Source organism: Periweissella fabalis, assembly GCF_012396505.1.
Classification (GTDB): domain Bacteria; phylum Bacillota; class Bacilli; order Lactobacillales; family Lactobacillaceae; genus Periweissella; species Periweissella fabalis.
The window spans coordinates 1-23,574 of sequence record NZ_JAAXPN010000014.1 but is presented as its reverse complement, the minus strand read 5'-3'; the positions used below and the strand labels follow the sequence as shown (position 1 = coordinate 23,574).

Annotated in this window: 28 protein-coding genes; 13 read left to right on the top strand and 15 right to left on the bottom strand. The window is 33.5% G+C overall.

All coding sequences use genetic code 11. From position 1 onward, the window contains the following. Positions 1 to 19 precede the first annotated feature (19 nt). From HF964_RS09520 to HF964_RS10135, 4 genes are all read right to left on the bottom strand, one after another. Positions 20 to 1,015, bottom strand: a complete 996-nt coding sequence (locus HF964_RS09520; protein ID WP_168722810.1) for a GH25 family lysozyme — start codon at positions 1,013 to 1,015, stop codon at positions 20 to 22. 11 nt (positions 1,016 to 1,026) lie between these two features. Further along, positions 1,027 to 1,530: a phage holin, LLH family gene (locus tag HF964_RS09515; RefSeq protein WP_168722809.1), complete on the bottom strand. Its 504-nt coding sequence runs from the start codon at positions 1,528 to 1,530 to the stop codon at positions 1,027 to 1,029. A 1-nt stretch (position 1,531) separates the two neighbouring features. Then, on the bottom strand, positions 1,532 to 1,810 hold the full coding sequence (locus HF964_RS09510; RefSeq protein ID WP_168722808.1) for a hypothetical protein: 279 nt from the start codon (positions 1,808 to 1,810) through the stop codon (positions 1,532 to 1,534). Positions 1,811 to 1,879: 69 nt separating this feature from the next. Continuing rightward, a complete protein-coding gene (locus HF964_RS10135; protein WP_168722812.1) occupies positions 1,880 to 1,960 on the bottom strand; it encodes an XkdX family protein in 81 nt (26 codons plus the stop codon). 3 nt (positions 1,961 to 1,963) lie between these two features. On the opposite strand from HF964_RS10135, the gene HF964_RS09500 reads away from it, so the two are divergent. Continuing rightward, positions 1,964 to 2,191 carry a hypothetical protein gene (locus HF964_RS09500; protein ID WP_168722807.1) on the top strand — a complete coding sequence of 76 codons (228 nt, stop codon included), beginning with the start codon at positions 1,964 to 1,966 and terminating at the stop codon, positions 2,189 to 2,191. A gap of 115 nt (positions 2,192 to 2,306) precedes the next feature. On the opposite strand, the gene HF964_RS09495 is transcribed toward HF964_RS09500, so the two are convergent. Beyond that, positions 2,307 to 2,915, bottom strand: a complete 609-nt coding sequence (locus HF964_RS09495) for a helix-turn-helix domain-containing protein (protein WP_168722806.1) — start codon at positions 2,913 to 2,915, stop codon at positions 2,307 to 2,309. Positions 2,916 to 3,055: 140 nt separating this feature from the next. After that, positions 3,056 to 3,820, bottom strand: a complete 765-nt coding sequence (locus HF964_RS09490; RefSeq protein ID WP_168722805.1) for a helix-turn-helix domain-containing protein — start codon at positions 3,818 to 3,820, stop codon at positions 3,056 to 3,058. A gap of 266 nt (positions 3,821 to 4,086) precedes the next feature. On the opposite strand from HF964_RS09490, the gene HF964_RS09485 reads away from it, so the two are divergent. Both HF964_RS09485 and HF964_RS09480 read left to right on the top strand, forming a co-directional pair. Next, positions 4,087 to 4,572: a helix-turn-helix domain-containing protein gene (locus tag HF964_RS09485; protein WP_168722804.1), complete on the top strand. Its 486-nt coding sequence runs from the start codon at positions 4,087 to 4,089 to the stop codon at positions 4,570 to 4,572. Between the two features lie 32 nt (positions 4,573 to 4,604). Further along, the gene (locus HF964_RS09480; RefSeq protein ID WP_246220279.1) at positions 4,605 to 5,438 is read left to right on the top strand and encodes an IS3 family transposase; all 834 of its coding nucleotides are present in this window, start codon (positions 4,605 to 4,607) and stop codon (positions 5,436 to 5,438) included. A 195-nt stretch (positions 5,439 to 5,633) separates the two neighbouring features. Here the strand turns inward: HF964_RS09480 and HF964_RS09475 are convergent, their stop codons facing one another. Together HF964_RS09475 and HF964_RS09470 are read right to left on the bottom strand one after the other, a co-directional pair. Continuing rightward, positions 5,634 to 5,849 carry a hypothetical protein gene (locus HF964_RS09475; protein ID WP_168722803.1) on the bottom strand — a complete coding sequence of 72 codons (216 nt, stop codon included), beginning with the start codon at positions 5,847 to 5,849 and terminating at the stop codon, positions 5,634 to 5,636. Positions 5,850 to 6,003: 154 nt separating this feature from the next. Further along, positions 6,004 to 6,156 carry a hypothetical protein gene (locus HF964_RS09470; protein WP_168722802.1) on the bottom strand — a complete coding sequence of 51 codons (153 nt, stop codon included), beginning with the start codon at positions 6,154 to 6,156 and terminating at the stop codon, positions 6,004 to 6,006. A gap of 601 nt (positions 6,157 to 6,757) precedes the next feature. Between HF964_RS09470 and HF964_RS09465 the strand changes: the two genes are divergently transcribed. Both HF964_RS09465 and HF964_RS09460 read left to right on the top strand, forming a co-directional pair. After that, positions 6,758 to 8,572 carry a class III lanthionine synthetase LanKC N-terminal domain-containing protein gene (locus HF964_RS09465; protein WP_168722801.1) on the top strand — a complete coding sequence of 605 codons (1,815 nt, stop codon included), beginning with the start codon at positions 6,758 to 6,760 and terminating at the stop codon, positions 8,570 to 8,572. Then, the gene (locus HF964_RS09460) at positions 8,556 to 9,782 is read left to right on the top strand and encodes an MFS transporter (RefSeq protein ID WP_168722800.1); all 1,227 of its coding nucleotides are present in this window, start codon (positions 8,556 to 8,558) and stop codon (positions 9,780 to 9,782) included. Before HF964_RS09465 ends, HF964_RS09460 begins: the two co-directional genes overlap by 17 nt. A gap of 935 nt (positions 9,783 to 10,717) precedes the next feature. Here HF964_RS09460 and HF964_RS09455 read toward each other — a convergent pair. After that, positions 10,718 to 11,287: a replication initiation factor domain-containing protein gene (locus HF964_RS09455; protein ID WP_246220278.1), complete on the bottom strand. Its 570-nt coding sequence runs from the start codon at positions 11,285 to 11,287 to the stop codon at positions 10,718 to 10,720. Between the two features lie 36 nt (positions 11,288 to 11,323). On the opposite strand from HF964_RS09455, the gene HF964_RS09450 reads away from it, so the two are divergent. Next, positions 11,324 to 11,872 carry an IS3 family transposase gene (locus HF964_RS09450; RefSeq protein ID WP_168722798.1) on the top strand — a complete coding sequence of 183 codons (549 nt, stop codon included), beginning with the start codon at positions 11,324 to 11,326 and terminating at the stop codon, positions 11,870 to 11,872. 23 nt (positions 11,873 to 11,895) lie between these two features. Here HF964_RS09450 and HF964_RS09445 read toward each other — a convergent pair whose 3' ends face one another. The 6 genes from HF964_RS09445 to HF964_RS09420 form a co-directional block, all read right to left on the bottom strand. After that, positions 11,896 to 12,519 (bottom strand): restriction endonuclease subunit S, encoded by a 624-nt coding sequence (locus tag HF964_RS09445; protein ID WP_210727027.1) that lies wholly within the window; start codon positions 12,517 to 12,519, stop codon positions 11,896 to 11,898. Next, on the bottom strand, positions 12,507 to 13,121 hold the full coding sequence (locus HF964_RS09440; RefSeq protein ID WP_168722796.1) for an HTH domain-containing protein: 615 nt from the start codon (positions 13,119 to 13,121) through the stop codon (positions 12,507 to 12,509). Before HF964_RS09440 ends, HF964_RS09445 begins: the two co-directional genes overlap by 13 nt. Next, on the bottom strand, positions 13,114 to 14,268 hold the full coding sequence (locus tag HF964_RS09435) for a RepB family plasmid replication initiator protein (RefSeq protein WP_168722795.1): 1,155 nt from the start codon (positions 14,266 to 14,268) through the stop codon (positions 13,114 to 13,116). Before HF964_RS09435 ends, HF964_RS09440 begins: the two co-directional genes overlap by 8 nt. A gap of 497 nt (positions 14,269 to 14,765) precedes the next feature. Next, positions 14,766 to 16,001, bottom strand: a complete 1,236-nt coding sequence (gene mobV, locus HF964_RS09430) for a MobV family relaxase (protein ID WP_168722794.1) — start codon at positions 15,999 to 16,001, stop codon at positions 14,766 to 14,768. A 471-nt stretch (positions 16,002 to 16,472) separates the two neighbouring features. Further along, positions 16,473 to 16,931, bottom strand: a complete 459-nt coding sequence (locus HF964_RS09425) for an HXXEE domain-containing protein (protein WP_168722793.1) — start codon at positions 16,929 to 16,931, stop codon at positions 16,473 to 16,475. Positions 16,932 to 17,045: 114 nt separating this feature from the next. Then, entirely contained in the window at positions 17,046 to 17,636 is a 591-nt protein-coding gene (locus HF964_RS09420; RefSeq protein ID WP_168722792.1) for a site-specific integrase, read from the bottom strand. 60 nt (positions 17,637 to 17,696) lie between these two features. On the opposite strand from HF964_RS09420, the gene HF964_RS09415 reads away from it, so the two are divergent. From HF964_RS09415 to HF964_RS09385, 7 genes are all read left to right on the top strand, one after another. Then, positions 17,697 to 18,047, top strand: coding sequence for a type II toxin-antitoxin system RelE/ParE family toxin (locus HF964_RS09415; protein ID WP_168722791.1), 351 nt, complete (start codon positions 17,697 to 17,699; stop codon positions 18,045 to 18,047). After that, positions 18,044 to 18,328 carry a helix-turn-helix domain-containing protein gene (locus HF964_RS09410; RefSeq protein WP_168722790.1) on the top strand — a complete coding sequence of 95 codons (285 nt, stop codon included), beginning with the start codon at positions 18,044 to 18,046 and terminating at the stop codon, positions 18,326 to 18,328. The genes HF964_RS09415 and HF964_RS09410 overlap by 4 nt, the downstream gene beginning before the upstream one ends. 72 nt (positions 18,329 to 18,400) lie before the next feature. Then, positions 18,401 to 18,766 (top strand): hypothetical protein, encoded by a 366-nt coding sequence (locus tag HF964_RS09405; protein ID WP_168722789.1) that lies wholly within the window; start codon positions 18,401 to 18,403, stop codon positions 18,764 to 18,766. A 197-nt stretch (positions 18,767 to 18,963) separates the two neighbouring features. Then, a complete protein-coding gene (pnuC, locus tag HF964_RS09400) occupies positions 18,964 to 19,824 on the top strand; it encodes a nicotinamide riboside transporter PnuC (RefSeq protein ID WP_168722788.1) in 861 nt (286 codons plus the stop codon). 1,260 nt (positions 19,825 to 21,084) lie between these two features. Further along, complete coding sequence (locus tag HF964_RS09395) at positions 21,085 to 21,894, top strand: ParA family protein (protein ID WP_168722787.1); 810 nt, start codon at positions 21,085 to 21,087, stop codon at positions 21,892 to 21,894. Continuing rightward, positions 21,891 to 22,235, top strand: a complete 345-nt coding sequence (locus HF964_RS09390) for a DUF5388 domain-containing protein (RefSeq protein WP_168722786.1) — start codon at positions 21,891 to 21,893, stop codon at positions 22,233 to 22,235. The genes HF964_RS09395 and HF964_RS09390 overlap by 4 nt, the downstream gene beginning before the upstream one ends. A 137-nt stretch (positions 22,236 to 22,372) precedes the next feature. After that, on the top strand, positions 22,373 to 22,819 hold the full coding sequence (locus HF964_RS09385) for a hypothetical protein (RefSeq protein ID WP_168722785.1): 447 nt from the start codon (positions 22,373 to 22,375) through the stop codon (positions 22,817 to 22,819). Positions 22,820 to 23,574: the final 755 nt, after the last annotated feature.

The following is a 23,574-nucleotide window of genomic DNA, read 5'->3' as shown; positions in this document are numbered from 1 at the left end:
GATATTTTGACAAATAATTTTACTCAATGATAATATGCCCACGATTCAAGTTAGCTTGAATTTGCTTAACGGTTGATGCACCAGCGTAACCATCGGGATAAACATGTAACCGTGCTTGAAGTGCTGCGATAGTACTGGGGCCAAAATAACCATCTTGAGCAACACCAAGCACGTATTGTAGTTTCTTAATCATCGATGATCCACCAGCGCCCAATTGAACAGTCGAGAATACCGGTGCGAATTTCTTTGAATAATTAGTTTGGCCACTAATATATCCATCTTCAGGCGAACCTAAGATATGCTGCATAGCTTTAACTGTGGCCACTCCTGCGATGCCGTCTACTGCAATGCCGTTAGATTGTGGTGCAGGTTGCGGTGTTGGTTTAGGTTGCTGGCTGTATCCGTTAAACGTGATACCAGTTAAATCAACGTTACCGTCAAGGCCACCTAACACGTATGTGCTAGTAAATTGCCACATACCAATCCCTGCCATGCTAGGGAAGTAATCGAATAATGGTTCACTACGAACTTGGTAATCTGGATAAGCTGCTAACCACAAATGACTAGGGTATTTACTCAAGAAACGAGCAACATCAACGTGGGCATAGATGTATGGTTTACCAGTGTACAGCATTGGCGTGTAACCAGCTTGCGCAATGCGATCCATTGCATACAGGATAGCATTAGTGTTGTTGTCCACGTTTGAACTAGCACCTTGTTCATAATCAATGGCCACAATTGAGCCTTTAGGCGTTTTGATTCGTGGTAAGAAGTAATCTAACACCAGTTTGGCTTTGTTAGCATCACCACCCACTTCAAACCAAATGTATGTGTGAAGTCGTAAATCAGCCATTGCTGTTAATTGAGTTGGATAGGTCGCTTGGTTATAGATACCAGTAGATGGACTATAACCCCCAATTTGTAAAATAGCGAAGCTATCACGCCCGTAGCCACGTTTACCATTTGGACCTTGCCAACGCGCTTGGTCGGTACCGTGTGCTTTAATTTGTACCATAATTTTTCTCCTTATTTTTCTGGAGCAAGCGCATTAATTGCATCAATCGCTTGTTGCTTTTCATCAATTTTAGCTAGGATATTAGCTGATTGTTCTTTTAAGGTTGCCAATTCTTGAGCGGCTGAATTAGCAATATGTGCTTGGTTTTCAGCAACTGCTACTTCGGCTTGCTTGGAATACACTGCATGAAGTTGGTCAACTTGTTGGCTATATGCACGTTCAATTTCATTAGCGATTAATGTTTCATCTGCTGGTTTCAAACCTGCTTTATCAAGTTGAGTTTGAACCTCATTAATAGCAGCTTGATATTTTTGGCGAGAAGTTAAGTTATTGAGAATACCTGATTTTTCAACTGAAACAACTGCTGCATTGGCCAAAGTTGCTAATGTGGTGATTGTTTTTTGTTGGCTTGAAGTTGTTGCATACTCTTTTAATTTGGTAGTTACAAAACCACCTAGTGCCGTGATAATGATAGTACCGATTGCTTCAATTAATTGTGTGATTGATTGTTCCATGTTATTTGTCCTCCGTACGGCTAAAAAGCTCGTCAATTTGTGCGTCATGTTTGGCGAAATGAATATCGTGTTCAGCTAATTTCTTGTTAGTGTTTTTTTGTTCTGCTACTTGTGCGTCAACGCTTGATTTAAGTCCATTTATGGCGTCTTTCAGCGGTTCAATTAACGTATTAATCTTAGCCACAAAAGCCGCTCCTGAAATTTTAATCAAATAACCAAGCACACCAAAAAGGAACGTTAGTACCGCTATCAACGTCCCCCAGTCTGTTATATCTTGCATCTATTAACCTCTATATGTTTATTCGGGCATCGCACCCATTCGGCATTTAAGTCTACTGACTGATTAAATTTACTTACCCACGTATGCGTGACCAGTAATCTGTGCAAATTGATCCGCAGTGATTTTACCTTTGGCCACGAATTGGGACATATATTGAATGGCGATACATCAAGTGCTAAGCTATCATTCAATAGCCATGCGTACAATAAGACGGAGTATGCTGCACACGTTACTGGTATTAAGTTACTTGTATCGTTGTACGCAAAAAAAGCCCACGAACTCAACTATGTTAAATTCATGGACATGTTTGCTATTCCTGATCGTATGGCTGATGTGGTTATAACTGAACTAAATGAAAAGGCTACACCATTTAATGAATAGTATTATAATAATAAAGCAATACTATATTAAGAAAAGAGGATCATATTCAATATGAAGGGTATCGTAATAACAGGTGGTAAAAATATAATTATACCCCCTGATGAATAGGAAAATATCATTGGTGTTTTGTTTTTGTAAAAATGGAAAATAAAAATGAAATTCCTGTTAGCATAAAGATTCCACCAATATACAATTCTTTTAATAACACAACAATGACTCCTGAAGTGATAAATACTATCGGCATAATAAGTGAATATTTTGCTCCTTTTTCTCCAGACAAGTATTTTTGCCAAGCATGTTTTAATCCAAGAGAACTAGAGTTATCGAATTCTCTTAACTTATTTAATGCAGATACACTGCACAATAACAAGAAAAATATTGGCAGCATAAATACACCTAAATGTATTAGATTAAAAAAGTCACCAATTAGTAATGAACAGACTAGTAAATCAATAACTATAAGATCGCGATAAATTGGTTTTATTTGTCTCGTAACTTCTTCTTTTTCCAAAAACTCACGCATACCGGTATCCTCCTTTAACAAAGTATCTAGTGAAATATGGTAATAGTCACTCAACTTAATCAAGCTAGCAATGTCAGGATAAGTTTTTTCATTTTCCCAACTAGAAATAGTTTGTCTAGTAATAAAAAAATCTCTAGCAACTTGTTCCTGAGTAAGATTCAATTCTGTTCTTGCGTTTTTTAGACGATCACCAAATTTCATATATACCCTCCTGATTTCAAAATAATTATGTTGATGAAACGCAAAAAGAGCAAGCAATGATTCTATGCTTGCTCTTTTATAGGCGTTATTTGTGACTATAGGACCTAAAACTGCTTGCAGAATTGTAACTTGGTGGTTCTCTATTCAGGTACTAACTGTTGGACAATGTCGAATATGTGGATTTGTGTCTTATACTTCTTAAGGTCATGATTGTTAGTCTCTGTATTTCCCTTATGATTTAACAAGGCATCTAGCGCTGCTAAGTTGCTAACATAAGTCTGATTAATGTAGGTGCGAGGAACGATACGCGCAACTTTAACATAACTGCCCTTATGATAAGCCATCACATAAGGATCTTTGACCCCAGGATTAAGGCCCGTAGTTAAGGTCAATTTGGTCCATTCATTACCCATAGTATTATCGGTGAACCAAGCGGTCCAGTAACCATTGGTCGCCTTATTGTTAGGAGAAATTTCCTTTTCACTAGGCAATTTAGTGTACCCGACTTTATAGGATAAAAACGGATCAAATCGATCAATCGTCCCAATACCTTTATAATATCCCAAACATAAAATACCAACACTAACTAGTGCTAGTACGATCAAGCCACCTAAACCAAAAGTCCAACGACGATAACGACTTTTAAGCTTAACATCATGATCTATCTGGGTGGCCAAAGAGGGTTCTTTATTTTTTTTCATTGCAATCTCCTCGTTAAATAGAAGTTTTTCGAGTGAGATGTTAAACAATTGACTCAAAGCATGCAGGGTCTCTAAATTTGGCATGTTCTTGCCAGTTTCCCAAGTTGAGACAGTTTGGCGGGTCACATGCAATTGTTGAGCCAATGCTTCCTGTGTTAAATTAGATTGCCTGCGCAAGGTCTTGATATCGTCTTTAAAGCTCAAATCTCACTCCTCCTAAAGCATAATCAAGGATCTAAGGTAATCCTAGCAAAAATTACTAGCATTAGTCACGCAAATGTTACTTGCGCAACTGGATAGTTTGGTTAATGTCGCCAATAAAGCCATTCTTCAGATTATAATAACGTTCTGAAAAATGGCTTTAGAAATGATAAAAGGCCTATTTGTAAATTATAGACCCTATACAAACATCTTTTGTAAAATGAACTGAACCCCTCGAATTGGAGTAAATCCAATCGAGGGGTTTTCTTATGTATTTTTCTCAACAAACAAAACTTAATGCAATTCTTGAGTATCAAAGCGGAGTTCCTATATCCAAAGTAATGGCTAAATATCAAATTAAAGGAACTGCTACCCTTTATGAATGGATTCGAAAAATTAATCAATTTGGAATTTCTGGATTAAGTCGCCCAAAAGTAAAGACACAGATTGATTATTCCTTTAAACTAAAGGTATTAAACTGGCGTTTTGAAACTAAGTCCTCTTTCCCTGAAACTGCTAAGCAGTTTCGTATACGAACACCTGCTCAAATTTATCAGTGGGAAAGAGATTTACTTTCGGGACGTCTTAGGCCGAATAAAGGAAGTATTGTCAAAATGCAAGATAAACCAGATAAAACTAAGAAGGAATTACAAGATGAAAATGATTACTTACGGGCACGGGTAGCTTATTTGGAAAAACTGGACGCTTTAATTCAAAAGAAGAAGAAATCTCAAACTTCGAAAAAGCCCAATTAGTAGTCGAATTAAAGCGGGAATTAAACATTAAATTGGTAATATTACTGAAAGCAGCGCGTCTTTCAAGTAGTAGTTTTCATTATGCGCTTAAACATGTTTACGAAAAAACTGATACTACACTAGTTGCTGAAATTAAAAATATTGTTTCGGTTAATAAGGATTACGGCTATCGCCGTGTAGTATTGGCCTTACGAAATAAAGGGATTATCGTCAACCACAAAAAAGTACAACGAATTATGCAAGAAAACAGCTTGCAATGCACCGCTTACAATAAACGAACCCGTAAGTACAACTCTTATAAAGGTCTTGTGGGAAAGGTGGCTAAACATAAATTAAAGCGTCGCTTTAATACCGATCGACCATTTCAAAAAATTGCTACTGATGTCACTGAAGTTCGTTGGGGTTCTCAAAGTATACAAGAACGAGCTTACGTCACAGCGTACTTAGACCTTTATAGCGGAGAGGTGCTTAGCTGGAATATTAGTTTAAGCCCGAGTGTTAAGTTCGTTGTTGATCCATTAAATGAATTGATTAATAAACGACCTAATCTTGCATATAGAATGGTCCTTCATTCTGATCAAGGGCTTCAATATCAGCACGCAAAATTCGTAAAAACATTATCAAAAAACCACATTATCCAAAGTATGAGCCGAAAGGCTACATGTTTAGATAATGCGGTTATTGAAAGTTTCTTCAGAACGTTAAAGGTTTGCACAGTACACCAAACTCATTACAGGACATATGAAGAATTAAAATCAGCTATGATTGAGTTCATCAATTACTATAACAATAAACGAATTAAACAAAAATTGGACGGCATGACTCCGGTTGAATTCCGGAAACATGCCATCCAATTTATCGCTTAAAACATCACTCAAATTTATGGGGGTCAGTTCAAGATTACTTTTTTATATTATTATTTCAAATTTAAACAATATAAGTTCAATAAATCTTTCGGCATTATTCGTTCACCGGAATCAGATTTTTCATGCAAAATGTTTATGGAGCGTTCCTTTTTATTTTTTCGAAAAATACCTAATACCATTTCTTCAACCATTCGGTTATTCTACTTTTTCAAATATTTCAATTCGTTCCAATAATTCATTAACTAGCAAACTATACACCTCATGAATTCGATCTTGTTCATAATCAGTCTCATACGTATCGTACAAATATTTTTCATAGCTTTGTAAATCAGAATACGAAGGTAATAAATCAAGATTAGATTTAACATAAATTAATGAGTCTTCGTGTTTAGCAATTTTTAATTGCTTCAAATAACGTTTTCTATTCAGGATTTCGTTTGTACCCACTCAAAGGTCAACTTGATTTGCTGCCGATATTTTTCGCAAGGAACTACAAAAAAAGCGGCCAACTCAATTTTTATTGAGCCAGCCGCTTAGCGTGATAAACAAAACTAATATAAAACAATTATTTATTAAAAGAAAAAATAATTATTTTGATTAAATGCAATAAATCCTTATAATTACCCTTAATTGTATTTTCTGAAATAGGTAATTTTTCCCTTAAGCTATTTTCCCAAACTAAAATTTCAGCATTAAAAAATTCCTTATTAAAATGCATTACCCCTCCCAAGTTAAATATCGTAAATAACTATTATTTACGCATTGACATTACAACCGAAAGTAATATTAATACCCTTTTTAGGTTGAAACTTTTCCATTCCCTTAGCAACTGGTAGTTCATTTAATTGGTTTAATTTTTTCATTTGCATGTCCTCTTTTCATTTAATGATAATACAATTAATATTAGTTACGCATTGATATTGCAACCGAAAGTAATATTAATACCCTTTTTAGGTTGAAACTTTTCCATTCCCTTAGCAACTGGTAGTTCATTTAATTGGTTTAATTTTTTCATTTGCATGTCCTCTTTTCATTTAATAAAATTATGATAATGCAATTAAATTTAGATGTCAAACAATCTAATTTATTATTATTAGAACATTAATATTGAAACTGAAGGTACTACATAATACCTTTTAAAGGTAAAATTTATTTATTTATTTATTGTTTCATGATAATATAATTAGAAAATTATTAAAAAGGAGCACAAAATAAATGGTTAAATATAGTGCTATTTTTAAATATATATATCAAAGTTATACTATTCCTCATGAAGGATGGAAGATTCATGTTTCTGCTAGTCCAAAATATAAAAAAAAGTGTTAAATATTGTTTCACAAGTATGTTTTGAAAATAAAATTTCTTTTAAATATATAAAAAGTAACTATGAATTTAGAAAAAATATTTCCGAAGAAGAAAGTCCTTCTTCTTTGGGAAAATATATTACAATTTATCCAGAATCAGAAAATAATGCTTTCTATATAATGGATACTTTAAAGATACTTTTAAAAGATACTGATGGCCCCTACATCATTAGTGATTTTAAATATAAAAACGCTAATAACATTTTTTTTAGATATGGAATTAATACTGTTTCAGATATAACTGATTTTTCTCAATTTACTTTATATGGTCCTAACGGGCAAGAAGAACAAGATATACCACATCTTTCACCATATATTCCAACTTGGATAAATATTCCAAAAGGATGGGTTTCTGAAAATGAATATAGTTTGTTGATTGATAAATATGAACCATATGAAATTTTATCTCAAAATTCAACTGGTAACATTTATATTGGAAAAGATAATAATAATAAGGTTATTATAAAAGAAGCAAAATTAGGAACATTAAAAAATGGAGGATTTGACACTTTTTCAATGCGTCAAAATGAATGGGAAAATATGAATTCCGCTGCCTATTTTCCCAAAAAAATTGAAAAAATAATTGAAATTTCATCTGTTTTTTATATATACGAATATATTGATGGGATCACGTTCGATACATTTTTATCTAAAAACAATTTCATGCTCCATACAAATAAATCGAAAATTATTTTTGATAATGTTAAAGATATATTAGATAGAATTTTCAACATTATTATCATGCTACATAGTGATGGTAAAACCAATATTGATATCCATGCTCGTAATTTCATGATAGATAAAAGTGGTAATGTATTTATAATTGATGCTGAAACTATAAACTATAAAACTTATGATATTCGTTCTACAGGTTTTTGGTATGAATCTATGAAACAAATGTCAGTCTATCAAAAAGATACTGTACGTCTTTACTTATTGGTTATTTACGCTTTAGGTAGGCAAAATTATTTTTTAGATATGGTATCATTTTTTGATATTCAAAAAATAACTTATAGATATTTATCTAGTATATTGAATATTGAAGAATTAAAATACTTAACTAAATTAGATCAATACCAAATGACAGTAAAAGATATTAAATCTAATGTTTCTTCATTAAAGTTTAAAGGATATACCTTTAAAAGGTGTAAAACATTTGAACCAAAATTTGATGTTCATAAAACATTTGAAATGTTGAATTATAATGTTAAAAAAAATAATATTCCGTGTATTGGTATCCAAGGTATTGCATCAGAAATAATGCAAATTAATATAATTAAAAAATATGATAAAAATAAATATGAAAAGATATTAAATTATCTAAGATCATTAATTTTTATTAATGATGGATTAATTTTTTTGATCGAATCAGAAATAAAACAAATAATAAATCCATATGTTTCAAGAGGAATAGCTGGATTACTACTATCTATGACTACAGTCCCAAAAGAGTTAATTCCTAGCTATATTATATCTACAGCTTATAGTGTTGCAATACCTTATGCTAAATCAAGTGATTATGATCATGGATTACTAGGTATTGCTGATGCAGTTCTATCTATAGCTGCGATAATTGATGACGAATTATTATTTGGTCGTGGTTTAAGAATGCTTGAGGCTTGTAGATTTTCAATAATTAACACAACTGAAAAAACATTCATTCCTGTACTTAAAAGTAATTTAGAACTATGTAATACATTAGTTGATCCTTTATTAGCATTAAATATTATAGAAAATAAGTGGGGAAAACATTATGAAACAAATATTTAAAAATTCAGCTATTATGGGCTTATTAAGTAGTACTTTTTTTCAGATATTGGGTATCAGTCTTTTTAATATGATTTTGCTTATTTTAGCTAAATCAAGTACTGATAATTCTTTATGGGTTACTATTGTATCAATAACTGCCACACTTCCTGGAATTTTTTCCGCATTATTGGGTAAATTAGCTGGAAATTTAATCAATAAGATTAATTGGATTATCTTATTAACATTCTCTCAATCTATTATGTATATATTTCTGTCTTTTATTTTTTTTAATAGTAATGATAAATTAATATTGGTAATCGCAATTACAATTAATCTAATCTCTGATATAATAGGCGTAATTATAGGTTTATTAAAATTAACAATTATTCAAAATAAAGTTCCTAGTACATTAAGACAACAAACTTTAGGTATTTATCAAAGTATATCTTTAATTATGCAACCAATAGGACAAGCCTTAGGTCTATATTATATAATGACTACAAATAATTACGTTATAGGTTCAATTATTAATTCAATTACATTTTGTTTATCTGGATTTATATTATTACTATTTAAACAGCAATTATCTTATATATCTACAATCACAACTAAGTCAAAAATTGTAAATAAAGATAATACTTATAAAAAAGCATTATCTTTATTAGGTAATGTGACTCAATTACCTATACTAAACATAATGTTAACTCTTATTATATTAAATATCCTAGGAGCAAGTATAGACGGTATTTTAAACCTATATATATTAAATAATACTCAGATTAGTCCTTTTGGATTTGGTATTTCTATTTTAATAATAAATTTAGTATTTGTATTTGGAAATGTACTAGGATCAATTATAATTAATGATATTTTTAAATCTTTTAGTTTTAAAAATTTAGTATTATTAGAATCTGTATTATTATTTATTTTTTATATGATATTAATTTTAAACCTAAACATTTTCTATGTATCAAGTTCATTGTTTATGATAACTTACGTTCTAGGTAAAATTAACCCAAAGTTATATGCACTATTAATGGATAACATTGATTCATCATCGCTAACCACAATCTTAGGAATAATAAATAGTAGTTTAACAGTTGCTGCACCAATTGGAAGTATATTATTAGTTGGTGGCTATACACTTATTGGCAAAAACAGTATAATTATTTTTAGTATGGTCCTTATAATATGTGTTTTAACATTAATGTCTTTAAAAATAAAAAAATAATATTTTGCGAATATAGTAGATATATTGAATACCAACTAATTAATAATGATATATATACTTTATTTGTAATAAAAAATAACCGTATTATCTAAACATTTAGTCTTTTGACCCATGTTTAGATAATACGGTTATTAACGCAACCTGAAAGAAGAGAGGAGTGAAATGAATACAGTTTTCCCTACACTTCAAAATTAGAGAAAACTGCACCCAAGAGCAACCGTCAAGTGTCGGTCGTTCATTCGTACCAATCATCAGTTCGACAAAATCCAGGAGATCCCGCCTGTGACTTTTTCCACGCATGCGACTGTCCCGCGTGTTCGCCTTTCAGCTCTATTTTTCACATCCTTACCAGTCTCACTTACCCTAAATGCCGTACAGTACGCAGTGTGAATCCTCATGCTCTCTTACGTTTATTGCCGCCTCATATTAAGAAGTTCGCCCACCAAGTGCTCTTTAACCTAGTATCTTCTTCATAAAATACCTTAGTCTCACGCCATTCTACGCTCTGGGCTTGCACAATTTTACCCAGTGTCCTACCTGCACATTACGATGATTAAAGCTATGTACAGGCGCTATACCTTTGTTCATGGCAGTTCAGCTCTGCCAGTTACATATATCTATGCCTACAACTATTCAATTTTTAGACACAAAAAAGACACTGAATATAACCATCCAGTGCCTTAAGTTAAATTTTATTGTTTTCGTTATAGACTTAACTTAATTGATTAGTTTTGTAGTCAAATATCAAATGATGTGATATACTAACGATATTCAATAAGAAATTTAACCATTCCAAGCATCTGTGTCGCCAAACTTTGAAGCTGTTGGGGTGGTTTTTCTTTTATTCAAATATATTTTTTGATAGGTTCATCATCGCATATGCGAAACACATTTACAAGCATTAATTATCTTTTAACTAAATTAACTATTATCAATTACGAATTTACAGAAATACGATTCAAATGCGTTCGTTTTTTCTCATCCATAGAAAATATTAGTTTAACGAATTCAAGATCTCCTAATTCTCTTTTAATTTCATCTAATACTAACCGCTGGGCTGACATGTCATTAAAAAACATGTTGGCCCTTTGTTTTTGTTTCTCAGTTAATCGTTCCTTACCGTGCACCAATAAATAGTTAATAATAAACTGTGAACCAAATGCCATTTCCATTGTGGCCAACGTTGACGTCACTTGACGCTCTAACCAACGTTTTGAACTTTCGATTGTCGGTTCAGGTTGAATTTGAGAAAATGTTATCTCATCAGCATCATCTAAAAATTTAAGCCACCATTTGCAGGAGTTCCATCTTCGTTTATTACTATCAGTTTTTGAAGGTATCCGATAATTAATATTAGCCTTTAAAACGCCTTTGATAAACTCACCTAGTTGGTAATTATCATACGCCAAAATCTTTAATACTTGAGTAGCACGCTTAGCTCGTAATTGAATCTCATAACGCTGCCAACTCTTTATTTCAGAATCAACATTATATCCTTTAGCCATTCGCTCCTGTAATTTATCATAAAACCGTAATTTAAGGTGGCTAAACATAAATTAAAGCGTCGCTTTAATACCGATCGACCATTTCAAAAAATTGCTACTGATGTCACTGAAGTTCGTTGGGGTTCTCAAAGTATACAAGAACGAGCTTACGTCACAGCGTACTTAGACCTTTATAGCGGAGAGGTGCTTAGCTGGAATATTAGTTTAAGCCCGAGTGTTAAGTTCGTTGTTGATCCATTAAATGAATTGATTAATAAACGACCTAATCTTGCATATAGAATGGTCCTTCATTCTGATCAAGGGCTTCAATATCAGCACGCAAAATTCGTAAAAACATTATCAAAAAACCACATTATCCAAAGTATGAGCCGAAAGGCTACATGTTTAGATAATGCGGTTATTGAAAGTTTCTTCAGAACGTTAAAGGTTTGCACAGTACACCAAACTCATTACAGGACATATGAAGAATTAAAATCAGCTATGATTGAGTTCATCAATTACTATAACAATAAACGAATTAAACAAAAATTGGACGGCATGACTCCGGTTGAATTCCGGAAACATGCCATCCAATTTATCTCTTAAAACATCACTCCAATTTATGGGGGTCAGTTCAAAAAGCCTTTTTTCTGTTCTTTCAATAAATCTAACTTACGTTGATGAAGAGCGATAGTGGCATCCAATTGTTTGAAAAATGAACCTATTTTTTCTTGTTCATCCATAGTTGGATAAGGAATTGGCATTTCAACAAAGACTGAGTCCTTAATTGCAAAACGATCGGCACGTGCTCCTGAGTCACCGTTTAGTTCCATGAATCGATGCCAGTAGACAGTATCAAAATACTTTTCAAAGTAATTCTTGTCTATGTCATGTGTACGGAAAACATAATATAGTGGAGACATTACACCAATTCTACCTAATTTATTACGTTTAATTGGTCCAACCGGAGCAAAATTTGAAATGCGAGGATTGTAGACAAAATCATCGTTTTTAACTACATAATAGCCATTAAGGTTCTTAGCGTTAGAAATATCTTTATCAAAAAAATCACGTTGATTAATAATTCCATATTCTGCTGAGTTGGTCAAAGTTTCTGTAAACTCACCAGTTTTATTTTTTTCTTTGACCTTATCGGAAATATCACCTAACTTACGCTCTTCCCATTCATCCGTGAATCCTTTAAATCGCAATTCTGGAACTTTCTTTTTAACTGAATCATCTATTTTCGCCATAGTCCCCACCATTTTCTTGGTTTTTCTCGTTCTTCTATCCTTTTTTGATCTTTGATTTGTTCCTGCAATTTTTCCAACTTCTCTTTAAGAGCGTTCACTTCACCTTTATATTGATTGTCTAAATGTTTGGATTCTGTTTCCTGTGAGGGCATTTTGAGAACTTTTAATCTGTCGTTTTCTGCTTTGTATTCTTCTAACAACTTTTTATCTTGTAAGGCTAATCTTTGTTGCTGGTCTAGTAAGTTTTGCATTTGAGCTATTTGTGAATCTTTATTTTCTAGTTGCTTATCCTTAACTGCTAATTGTTTATCTCTATTTTTCGTAACTCCATCAAGTTCACTAATTAAATAGTTGTGAATATCCCAATTAGTCTCTTTGTCTGTTTGTTTGTCATTTGTCTGTTTATTTGTCTTGGTTTTGTTTGTCCGTTTGTCAACCTTGGACCTTATAAATTGCTGTTCTTCTAATGACAAAACAACTATACCTTTGTCGTTTGTTTGCCTTGTTTTGTTTGTCAGTGACTTTATATGATATTGTATTGCCTGTTTTGAAACATCTAACTCCTCAGCAAGTTCTCGAATCGTCTTGAAATTTTCACTCATGATCTATATCCTGCCTTTTAACGATTGGTAGATACTGTTCAATCGATTTTTTAAGATACTTAGCAATATTCTTTTTCGAATAGTCATCTTGTTTATCTCTGACATATGCTAAGTGTTCTTTCACGCCCTTTAAACCACGTAACTCTTTTAATTCGTCATAGAGTGGATAAACATTTTTCTGTAGCCCTGACAAAATAGCCGTATCCGTCAAATCAATATATGACAATAAGAAATGTTCCATCAATAACTTTGTATATGGACTTTTTATAGCCTTAACTGTCAACATATCTTCTGTCTCTTCTTGACGTATCTTACCGTCAACATAAGCTGGATCATATTGTTTGTAACTAATATCATCAGCCACTTGTTTTTTAGTGATATGAAAGACAATACTATCAATACTCCGCCCTTTTTTGAGTTTTTCGTAAGTTACATTGAAAGTTGTATGTTTAGTAATTTCTGACAATGGGTCATTCAGTACTCTTTTTTCAAAATGATCAAATCGCTTATATTCATCAATTGTATTTGTAATTTGACGTAAATCTCGCATACTTATTTCGGGATTACGGTAACTTTCAACTTGTTCCTCTCTCCGTCCACCTTTAACACTGTAATGCTCGTATTGATTGTAATTCATCGATAACCAACGATATAAAATTATTGCATATTTGCTGTTCAATTCTGCAATATCTGACAAAGCATGTTGCGTAAAATTATTTTTGAGATTAATTAGATAAGGCATAATTTCACGATGAAATTCAATTTTCACTTCGTCATTATAATCTGTCCATTCTACATACGGGATTGGTACAATACTAATAAATTTAAAGCCTTTATCTTGTTCTTTTTTAATTTGAAAAAAAGCTTGTTTCTGCATTTTTTCAACGGCTTCTTTAAAACGACTATGTTTGTTGCTATCATCAACTTGAAAAAAAGCAAACAACTCTCGCTTTGATAAATAAACCGTCTGATCTTCGGGGGGATTTTCCGTATCAATTAGAGAAACGGCCAACTCAAACATTTTGAGTGGTGTCTTATCCATTTTGGCAATTGAAGTGATTAAACTGTTATGTTCAACCACTTTTCGTTTGGCCAGTTCATTCAAGCTCTGCACCTGACTTGCGTTCTTTTCTGGTAAAATAGACATATAAATACGCTCCTTCGTGCGTGTTATTGAAAAAGCATAAAGAAAAACTTCTAGACAGGATTTTCTTTATGCTATTTATTATAACCTATACACCCACTTATATAAACTAAAAGTGGGTGTATGCATAGTATTTTGTGGGTACGTACATAGTATTTTGTGGGTGTATACATAGTGTTTTGTGGGTACATAATCTTGTAAACCCCTGATAATACTGACTTTTTAACCGCGCAAAAGAACAAAAGATTAAAATATATAAGATAAACTTATAACAGGCTGCGCCTTTTTATTGAACCCTTTAAAAATCAAAGAAAAGAACCCCGTCCATCAAAGATACACACGACGAGGGTCGTTTTTAGTTAACATATCAAATAAGTATCCTTAATTATTTGATGTAATTGCCACTTATTAAGTCGATAGAAACGTTTTTAGCTGATTATTAAGTATTTATACCTTAAATTGTTAAAAACGCTTAGAAAGGAAAATAAGCCGTTTTAACATTATAGACTTGATTCTTTAAAAACAGTACGCGTTAATTCAATGATCCGATTGATTAATGCTTTAACTTGTTCAATGCCCCAATCTAATCTACTAGGCGCTATTTTCGTAGCTGGATCTTCTCTAACTGTCGTCAAGATTTTTAACCATGACTGGGCCTCCTTTTTATTTTTGGTGCGTTCTTCATGATCTAGCTTATAAAGAACATAGCGGGCCTCCACATCAGTATGGGATAGTTTGTCGACACCATAATCATTTTTAAGCATATCACGCATCACATAGTCCATCTTTTGCTTTTCTTGGTTATCCGCTTGCAGCGTTTGATGTGCTGCGTTCAGTTTTTGATAGTCAGCTTGGACATCTACTAATTGTGCTTTGACTTGACCTAACGTTTGCTTGAGTTTTTCTGTCTCATGCTGGCTTTGCAAGGTGGCTTTTTTCATCGTGCCTAATACGCTTTTAAAACGATCTAAGTCATCAGGTTTAAGCACCGTCTTACCAAAGAGATTTTTCGATAAGTCTTGTTTAAAGGCATCGATTTGTTGTTCGGCTAAGTCTACTTCCGTTAAGGCTTGATCCGTGATTTTAAGTACGGCCTGTTTAGCCCGAATATTGTCTTCAATGTCAGCTAGTTCAGCCTTTAAGGTATTAAACTGATCATTGTATTTTTTGATTTCAGCGACATTCTCAAACGGTAAGGTTTTGTTATTTAAAATCCCTTGTTCATAAAAGGGCAGCACCTTTTTTAAATGCTGATCTAAATCCTCATGAAAGGTTTGTAAATCCTGCCGCGTTAGCACTTCTTTAGCGGATACTTTATAACGTGATTTTTTATCATCAAAAACTACGGGGACAAAGGCATAGTGCAAGTGAGGGGTTGTCTCGTCATAATGCACGACAGTGGCCACGGCATTTTCTTGACCATAACGTTCATTCAGAAAATTCATAGTTGCTTCAAAAAAGGCGCTCTGTTGCTCGTAGGGGGCTTCTGTGAGTTCTTCAGGTAAAGTGACAATCCACGTCGCTAACGCCTTCACATCGTCTCTTTTCATGCAATAAACGTCATTTAAACGCTCGCTGAAACGTGAAAGCATATCTGAACCATCTGCCATGAGATCTTGATTCAGATAGGATTTCGACACATCAATTTCTTTGTTAGTGTGATGGTCGGTTTTACGTTCAAAATGGACCGCTAAACCGGGTACTGCGCCACGCGTATTTTTCTTTAAATGCGCCATCAAAAATGCCTCCTCAAAAAAGGTTTTCCAAGACCAGTATAACACCGTTAAAAATCTGGTATAGCCTGTTATACCAAAATGATATTTTGGACAGGCTCTGCGAGGCGCGTCATCGACAAGCGATGACAGTAGCGTTCCCCCTTCCTTCTGGGGGAACTGCTATTTTTCGGCGCCTATTATCCGGCTAGAAAAACCTCCGGCGGGTCACGCCGTGACGGGGCAATTTATCATTGCAGGATCACCTTCAGTGAGAGCATGTCATGCAGAACGCTACCCGCGTGGGGCAAGCTGATGTCAGCTTAACCACATAAAAAATAAGTTGAGATAGTACGAATGTCTATCCCAACTTATTTGCAATGCGTATATATGCCTCATAGTCATCATGTAAGTCAAAAATGATGACCGCTATTAAGCCTGCTGACACTATTGAACATACTCTAGCGTGTGCCAACAGAACATTACTAATTATCTTTAGAATCTATTTTTATATAAATTCCACATTTCATATAGCATACCCAATAAGGCATATATGATCATTAGTAGAATCGATAATAGATGGTTTGATATTATCAAATAGATAATCACTAGAAATGACATAATATAGCAGAGAATACCAGTTACTAATCCTGGAGAATAACTTTTAGATTTAATCGAACCTATGACATGTGTTACTAGGGCGTTCCATGCTAAAAAGCTACTAGCAATTAATAAGCCGGTATTGTTGTTTCCATGAGAGATAAAATAATAACAACTGTTTATCAAAACAATTAGAAAAGCAATGATATTAACTCGCCAATAGTAAGCAGGGGACTGTTGGTTGAGATTTGGTCGATAGGAATGATACCACGCTATGAATCCACCAGGAAAATAGAATTCTTCAAAGCAATGAATCAAATAGAAAAGAGGTAATGCGAATGCAAAATAAGACATGGTATATACTCCTTGTTTAATCTAAATAGATATTGCCATATTAGCATTTTAGGCATTCAAATTTGATTCATGCACTGTAAATGGTTAAAAAATAAGTATGAGTGGCTATTTTTCTTAACCAAAATCAATTTGATCTAACATGGTTTCACGGCTTGCTTGATCTAAACCTAGGTACGTTAAGGTCATGGCTTCGCTTGAGTGATTCAATAAGTGCATAACTAGACCAATGTTGTAATTTGATTGCGTATAGACACGGTAAGCGCCTGTTTTACGCATGGTATGTGTGCCTAGATAGTTAATGCCTAATAGATCGCCAACGCGTGCCATGACCTTGTAAAACTGTTTCTCAGTAATATGACGGTCTGGATGTGCCGTTGAGGGAAATAACCAATCTGAATTGATATTTTCTTGGACCAGCCAATTATGATATTGCAGCAAGTTTTGTTGGACAGGCTTTAGATACAATGTATTCGCTTTATCTGTCTTTTTATCATGAATAAAGGCCGTATTTTTAACCGAACCATCTGGATTATAGACATCTGATTTTTTTAAGGTCATGACATCACTCACCCGTAGGAGGGTGGCTTTACCCACTTGAAAGATGGTGTAGTTCCGGCGACCTGCCCGAAAACTATCTAGTAAGGTATCTTGGACCATCTTTAAAACATTTGAATCTTTGATTGGTAGTACTATTTGTTGCACCATTATCTACTCCTATAAAGTTAATTATTTGATCAATGATAGCGTATTTGCTATCATGTTGTTATGGAAAAATTTGAGTTTGAATATTACGATTGGGCTGAATTTGAACAGTTCTTAGATCAATTACCTGATAAAGATGCTGCTAAATTAATTGCAACCATTCAAAATATTGAAAATAATGGCCTCTTAGTCGCAGAAAGACAATTATGGGTCAAAAAACTAGAAAATAATCTTTATGAAATTCGTTCTAAGCGAGCTTCAAACATTCAAAGAGCTATTTATTTTCAAGTCAAAGGTAGTCAATACATTATTACTAATGCGTTCACGAAAAAAACACAAAAGACACCTGAAAATGAAAAGAAAATTGCTCGAAATAGACGCAATCAGTATTTGAATAAGGAGGAAAACCAATGAATAAACTTGATGCCTATGTTTCTGAACGTAGTAAAAACAATCCCGAATTTGCACAAATTGTCGAGCAAGAAAATATCAATTTAGAGGTGGCAGTAAAAGTTCATGACCTGCGTGAAAATATGGGGTTGAGTCAACGTGAATTTGCCAGTCTGATTGGTAAACCACAATCAACGATTGCACGCATTGAAAATGGGTCGGTGAATGCTTCAACAAAAATGTTATCAGAGATTGCCCAAGCTACTAATCAACGATTAACTATTCAATTTAGCCCCGCATTTTAAGGTCTATTATATCATTTAAATAAAAAACAACCCCTAACAAATTACTTTGGTTTGTTAGGGGTTGTTTTCATAGTGTTTTACAGGGGCGATTTTAATAGAATAGATAACGTTTCTTTTAGAGGACTAGATTCTGATATAGAAGCAACTAATACTGAAGGGCTTATAGTTAACAATACAACCCATGTTAACTCCGGAAATGCTATAACAGCAGAAAATGTAAGTAACTCAAATTTCACAAATAATGTAATGATTGACGCTATTAAACTAAACGCACAAGAGTTAGTAGAGTTTAATAGCATAAATGGAAAACCAGAAGACCTAACAAAAGTGAATGAAATTTTATCTAAAACGAGTTGTCTTACGTCAATTAAAAAAGAAATTAAAGCTGCTTTTCCAGAAATAGTTGCTAAGTTTTTTTTAGGATTAATACAAATGTAAGTTCATTCCCAAGTTAAACAAACACGCCTGGCGGCCGTTAAAATAACTAAATAAAAAAGGCTACATAGTATTAATTTACTGGTAGCCTTTTTTGTATTATAATAATAGCCTTAGTTAGTGAAAAATTTAACTAACTGTGTAAAATATATTAAGTAAAAGAGTTTACGCTCTAATATTGAAAGGTGGTAGTTACACCAATGGAAAATGTTTCAGGAGTTTCACAGAACACACCAACAACAGATGTTTTGTATGGTGAAAAATTTGAGGGTAATTATCTTCAATGGATTAAAAGTCAATTAACTGGTGTTGAGCCATTTGCTTGGGCATTATATGCGTTTGGAATGGGAATGCAATTTTGGGGATTGATTACAACACCGGCCAACTTTATGTCCGTAGGAGCATTTGTAACGGCATTGATTGCATTCGTTTCTATCGGTTTTGGTTTTCTTTGTACGGTAATGATGGCAGCTGCTGGTTGGGTTAAATTTCGTGATGTAGATGGTAAAATCAAAGAACGAAAAATGATTGGTCGCAGTATTAATGGTGTTCTTGGTGCTGTTTCTGTTATTGGTTATATTTTCATTAACTGGCAAGCAGGACACTGGTGGAGTATCTTGGATCAATTAGTATTCTTCTTTGCGATTGACTTACAACTTATGTTAAACTGGCGTACATGGGGGCACGGAGAAACACAAGACGTTAAGAAACTTGATGTAAAAGGTTGGATTATTTCAATTATTGCATTATTAGCTGGTTGGGCAATCTTAACACCAATCGGAGCATATTTAAATGATTCACAACCAATTATTGATGCTTTAACACTTGCACTTGGTGCAACAGCATCTGTTTTATATGTTAAGCGTTATACACTTAATTACAAGGTTTGGATGTTTAATTCTGTAATTCAGATTGTTATGTGGTTCTTAGCTCTTAAAGGTGGCTTCTCACCTGTTGCATTGCCAATGATTGTTATGACATTGCTTTACATGACATCATCAATTTATGGTCAATACAATTTCCGCCTTTCAAATAATAATAAAGTTCGTGATTTGCAATAATAATAAAAGCCTAGAGAAATCTAGGTTTTTTTTTAAATAAAATTCATATTTATCAAATACGAAATTAACTTAAAACTAGCTAATCTTTTTGTCTAGTTTACATAAATAACATTATCCTAAGATACCTTATTATCACTGCTGCATCAACATTCTAAAAACTTTGTGAAATTACCCTTGTGAATTTTTGCGGCGTTCGCTTTTGTTCGTATTAATTTATTAACTTTTTTATTTCACAAACTTTAAATCTAAGAAAACTTCACAATCTTCTTGTATGTGGCAACTTAGTCTATAATCCAAACTACTTTTTAAATCTTTTGAACTTATGTACTTGACTTTGAACTGCGATTTTTTGCTTGATTGAGTGTTTAGTTGGTTGAGCTCAAGATAGAGTTTTCCCTTGAATTTGGGAAGTAGAAAACTCTAACGTATTTACTTGACCGAGGCCTAGCCGTATATCGCATTATAATAGTTGTATCAAGTTTTGGTTGTTACACCACTAAGAATATTGATTCTACGTTTTCGAATCAATCCAAAATAAAAACGCCCTATTTGGACGCTTGATAAATTTATGTAATTTTACTATTTACCAAGCATATAACTTAGCTCCAGTGCCTTAGCACTCGCTTTTCCTCCAGACTTTTAATTAGTGAGAGTCGCCTTAACTCTCCATCACACGAGTAGATACAACTATACTCTGTGCAACGCCCACTTGTTTTTGTGAAGTTGTCGCTGGGAAGATACGACATGTCCCTTTGTTTCGCTTAACTTATGCACGATTGGCTTTCTCGCCACAACTTTAACCCCACATAGCACTCACGCTTACTGACAGTGTTTGTCCTCACCTGTCGTCGAAAATCACTCACATTGACCATGCAGTAAGAACATGATACAATATACCCATATTGAGTCGAATTTGTATTCGGGGGCATCGCAATTGACAGTTGCGGTGGCTTTTTCTTTTTGAAGGTACTTAGCTAATTGCTAGGTGCCTTTTTTGTATGTTCTAAGAATAGCATAAGTTAATTATATTTGCAACAACTTTATCTTTCTTGCATGCAAGAATGCAATAATACTTTAATACAATGATACATTAATGCAATAATACTTTAATACAATAATACACGTATGTCATGAACGCTGATTTCTAGGCATTTTATGCTCGCATGCAAATATTAAAGCATGCCATAATATTTGCATGCAAAAATACAATAATGCTATAATACATTCATACAATAATACATGACTTTTAGGAGGTTATTTATGAGTGCTAAAATTATCGTTTATACGAACCACAAGGGTGGAACTGGTAAGACCACAACTGCTACAATGACTGGTCTCGGCTTTTCTCGAAAAGGACTAAAGACGTTGCTACTTGATTTAGATCCACAAGCTAATGCAACTGATTTGTATTTCAAGACAAAAACCTTGATTACTGAAAAAGTTGAAAGTTTTGATACTACATTATTGAAAGCAATTCAAAATCAAGACTTAGCTTCAGCAATCGTTAAGCTAAATAATAATCTTGATTTCATTCCATCAAGCGCCGATTTCAGTTTATACCCACGTTATATGGAAGATATGTTTGAAGATTATACCGAACGTGTTAAATATCTATCAACTTTAATTGAGCCGTTGCGTGAGCAATACGACATTATTATTATTGATTTACCACCTACAATCAGCTTAATTACTGACAGTGCCTTATATGCGTGCGATTGGGCTATTCCTGTTATGCAAACACACGAACGTTCATATCAAGGTATTGAAAGCGTGATTGACTACATGCAAAATACCATTATCAATGAGTTTAAAGCACCTAATTTGCAGATATTGGCAATCTTGGCGGTATTATTAAAGAACGGAGCACCAATTGACATTAGTACGCTTAAACAAGCTAAAGACGAATTTGGGGAAGATAACTTTTTCAAAACCACCGTCCGTAACATGGAACGTTTAAAACGTTATGACGTAACTGGGGTGACCAGCAAAGACCAATATGATAAGAAAGTAAGTGCAGTTTATGATGGAATTGTAAACGAAATCATCGAACGCATGGGAGATAACAAATGAGTGGATTAATTAATAACCCAAATAAAATCATCGAACGCAAGCCAATCTTGAAGCCAGCTAATGAGTTTACTATGGCTGATTTAAATACACCTGAAAAACCAATTAAGAAGGCAGAAGTTAAATCAGTGACTTATTCAAGCAGTGTTCGCATGGATAACCACATTAAGAACCAATTGCAAGCCATGACATTGATTGGTATTGCCAGCACACAACAAGACGCAATTGACAGAATGCTTGTTGAATGGCGTAATCATGCTGATGAAGACACGTTAAAAATGTTTGATTTACAAGTTAGCATGTTAGAGAAAAAAGACGCCTTGCAATATGCGAATAAGAAGTAAATATATTAACTATATTTAATATAGTGATTTAAGATAAAAGATTAATCATTTAAGATTTATGATTTAAACAGGACACCATTCAAACATCATCGGTTATATCTTGAACGTTTTAAATTAGAAAGGATTTCTCAAAAAAAGTGAAAAAATATTTCAAAATTGTCCTAGCAATTACCATTTTAATATCAATTGGTTTTGCAGCCACTCCAATGCCGGTAGCTGCTCGCGGGAGTGTCGCCCACTTTGGGGGCTTCCATACCACGCGTACTGCGCCATCGTATGGCACCACCACATTAACACCCCGCTTTCGCTTCAATCGACCTGACCGCACCTATAACGCCCCACATGAAAAATCTGGCTTTGGTCACGACTTTAAACGCGGTATTGTGCAAGGAGCAGGTTGGGCAGTTGGCTCTAACATAGTCAACAGTGTCTGGCATAGTATGTTTGGGTTCGGTAGCAATCGCTATGTGGACAACAATGGTCAAACTCAATATCGTGAAGGTGGCTACTTTGGCTGGTTTTTACTAATTATCATCGGATTAATTATTTACTTTATAATCCGTCGCAATCGCAGACACTATTAAAACACGTACCGTTTTCACTATCCAATTTATTTCATTAACTAGCGAACGGATTCAAATTATCTGGGTAACTGATTAATTAAATACACAACAAAAAAGCCCCCGGCCAATTAAGGTCAGGGGCTTTCTTGTTTAGATTAGACATCTTACTTAGAGAATAATTTAATACTAAAACTGTTATAGTAATATTGCAAGGTTTTTAGTTTGATAACAAAAAAATCCCAACCATTTAAATGGAAGGGACTTCTCTGATATTTAATTTGTCAATATACCATTAAGAACAAAAGGATTGTTTATATAATAATTAAATTAGAATAATATTGCAAGATAATAAGTAACCAAACAAAAAAGACCTAACTAATTAAGGCTAGGTCTTTTACTAAGTTTAAGTAGTTACATTTCAAAAATAGGATGACTTAATAATAAAACTATATAAAATAAATATCAAGTAACCTTACCATAATTTTAATTAATAATATACCCTCGGATAAAATTAAAGTGATTTTTGCATTGCAAGTTTTTAATTTAATAAGTAACCAAACAAAAAAGACCTAACCAATTAAGGCTAGGTCTTTTCTGGCTATATTATTATTCTTAATTATTCGAGAGAATACAGTTATTGTAGTTCACCTTAGATATTTTGACAAATAATTTTACTCAATGATAATATGCCCACGATTCAAGTTAGCTTGAATTTGCTTAACGGTTGATGCACCAGCGTAACCATCGGGATAAACATGTAACCGTGCTTGAAGTGC

Coding starts and splice junctions, on each gene's coding strand:
- HF964_RS09520 (WP_168722810.1), bottom strand. CDS start 1,015: ATGGTACAAATTAAAGCACACGGTACCGACCAAGCGCGTTGGCAAGGT.
- HF964_RS09515 (WP_168722809.1), bottom strand. CDS start 1,530: ATGGAACAATCAATCACACAATTAATTGAAGCAATCGGTACTATCATT.
- HF964_RS09510 (WP_168722808.1), bottom strand. CDS start 1,810: ATGCAAGATATAACAGACTGGGGGACGTTGATAGCGGTACTAACGTTC.
- HF964_RS10135 (WP_168722812.1), bottom strand. CDS start 1,960: ATGTCCCAATTCGTGGCCAAAGGTAAAATCACTGCGGATCAATTTGCA.
- HF964_RS09495 (WP_168722806.1), bottom strand. CDS start 2,915: ATGAAATTTGGTGATCGTCTAAAAAACGCAAGAACAGAATTGAATCTT.
- HF964_RS09485 (WP_168722804.1), top strand. CDS start 4,087: ATGTATTTTTCTCAACAAACAAAACTTAATGCAATTCTTGAGTATCAA.
- HF964_RS09470 (WP_168722802.1), bottom strand. CDS start 6,156: ATGCATTTTAATAAGGAATTTTTTAATGCTGAAATTTTAGTTTGGGAA.
- HF964_RS09460 (WP_168722800.1), top strand. CDS start 8,556: ATGAAACAAATATTTAAAAATTCAGCTATTATGGGCTTATTAAGTAGT.
- HF964_RS09455 (WP_246220278.1), bottom strand. CDS start 11,287: ATGGCTAAAGGATATAATGTTGATTCTGAAATAAAGAGTTGGCAGCGT.
- HF964_RS09445 (WP_210727027.1), bottom strand. CDS start 12,519: ATGGCGAAAATAGATGATTCAGTTAAAAAGAAAGTTCCAGAATTGCGA.
- HF964_RS09440 (WP_168722796.1), bottom strand. CDS start 13,121: ATGAGTGAAAATTTCAAGACGATTCGAGAACTTGCTGAGGAGTTAGAT.
- HF964_RS09435 (WP_168722795.1), bottom strand. CDS start 14,268: ATGTCTATTTTACCAGAAAAGAACGCAAGTCAGGTGCAGAGCTTGAAT.
- mobV (WP_168722794.1), bottom strand. CDS start 16,001: ATGGCGCATTTAAAGAAAAATACGCGTGGCGCAGTACCCGGTTTAGCG.
- HF964_RS09425 (WP_168722793.1), bottom strand. CDS start 16,931: ATGTCTTATTTTGCATTCGCATTACCTCTTTTCTATTTGATTCATTGC.
- HF964_RS09420 (WP_168722792.1), bottom strand. CDS start 17,636: ATGGTGCAACAAATAGTACTACCAATCAAAGATTCAAATGTTTTAAAG.
- HF964_RS09415 (WP_168722791.1), top strand. CDS start 17,697: ATGGAAAAATTTGAGTTTGAATATTACGATTGGGCTGAATTTGAACAG.
- HF964_RS09410 (WP_168722790.1), top strand. CDS start 18,044: ATGAATAAACTTGATGCCTATGTTTCTGAACGTAGTAAAAACAATCCC.
- pnuC (WP_168722788.1), top strand. CDS start 18,964: ATGGAAAATGTTTCAGGAGTTTCACAGAACACACCAACAACAGATGTT.
- HF964_RS09395 (WP_168722787.1), top strand. CDS start 21,085: ATGAGTGCTAAAATTATCGTTTATACGAACCACAAGGGTGGAACTGGT.
- HF964_RS09390 (WP_168722786.1), top strand. CDS start 21,891: ATGAGTGGATTAATTAATAACCCAAATAAAATCATCGAACGCAAGCCA.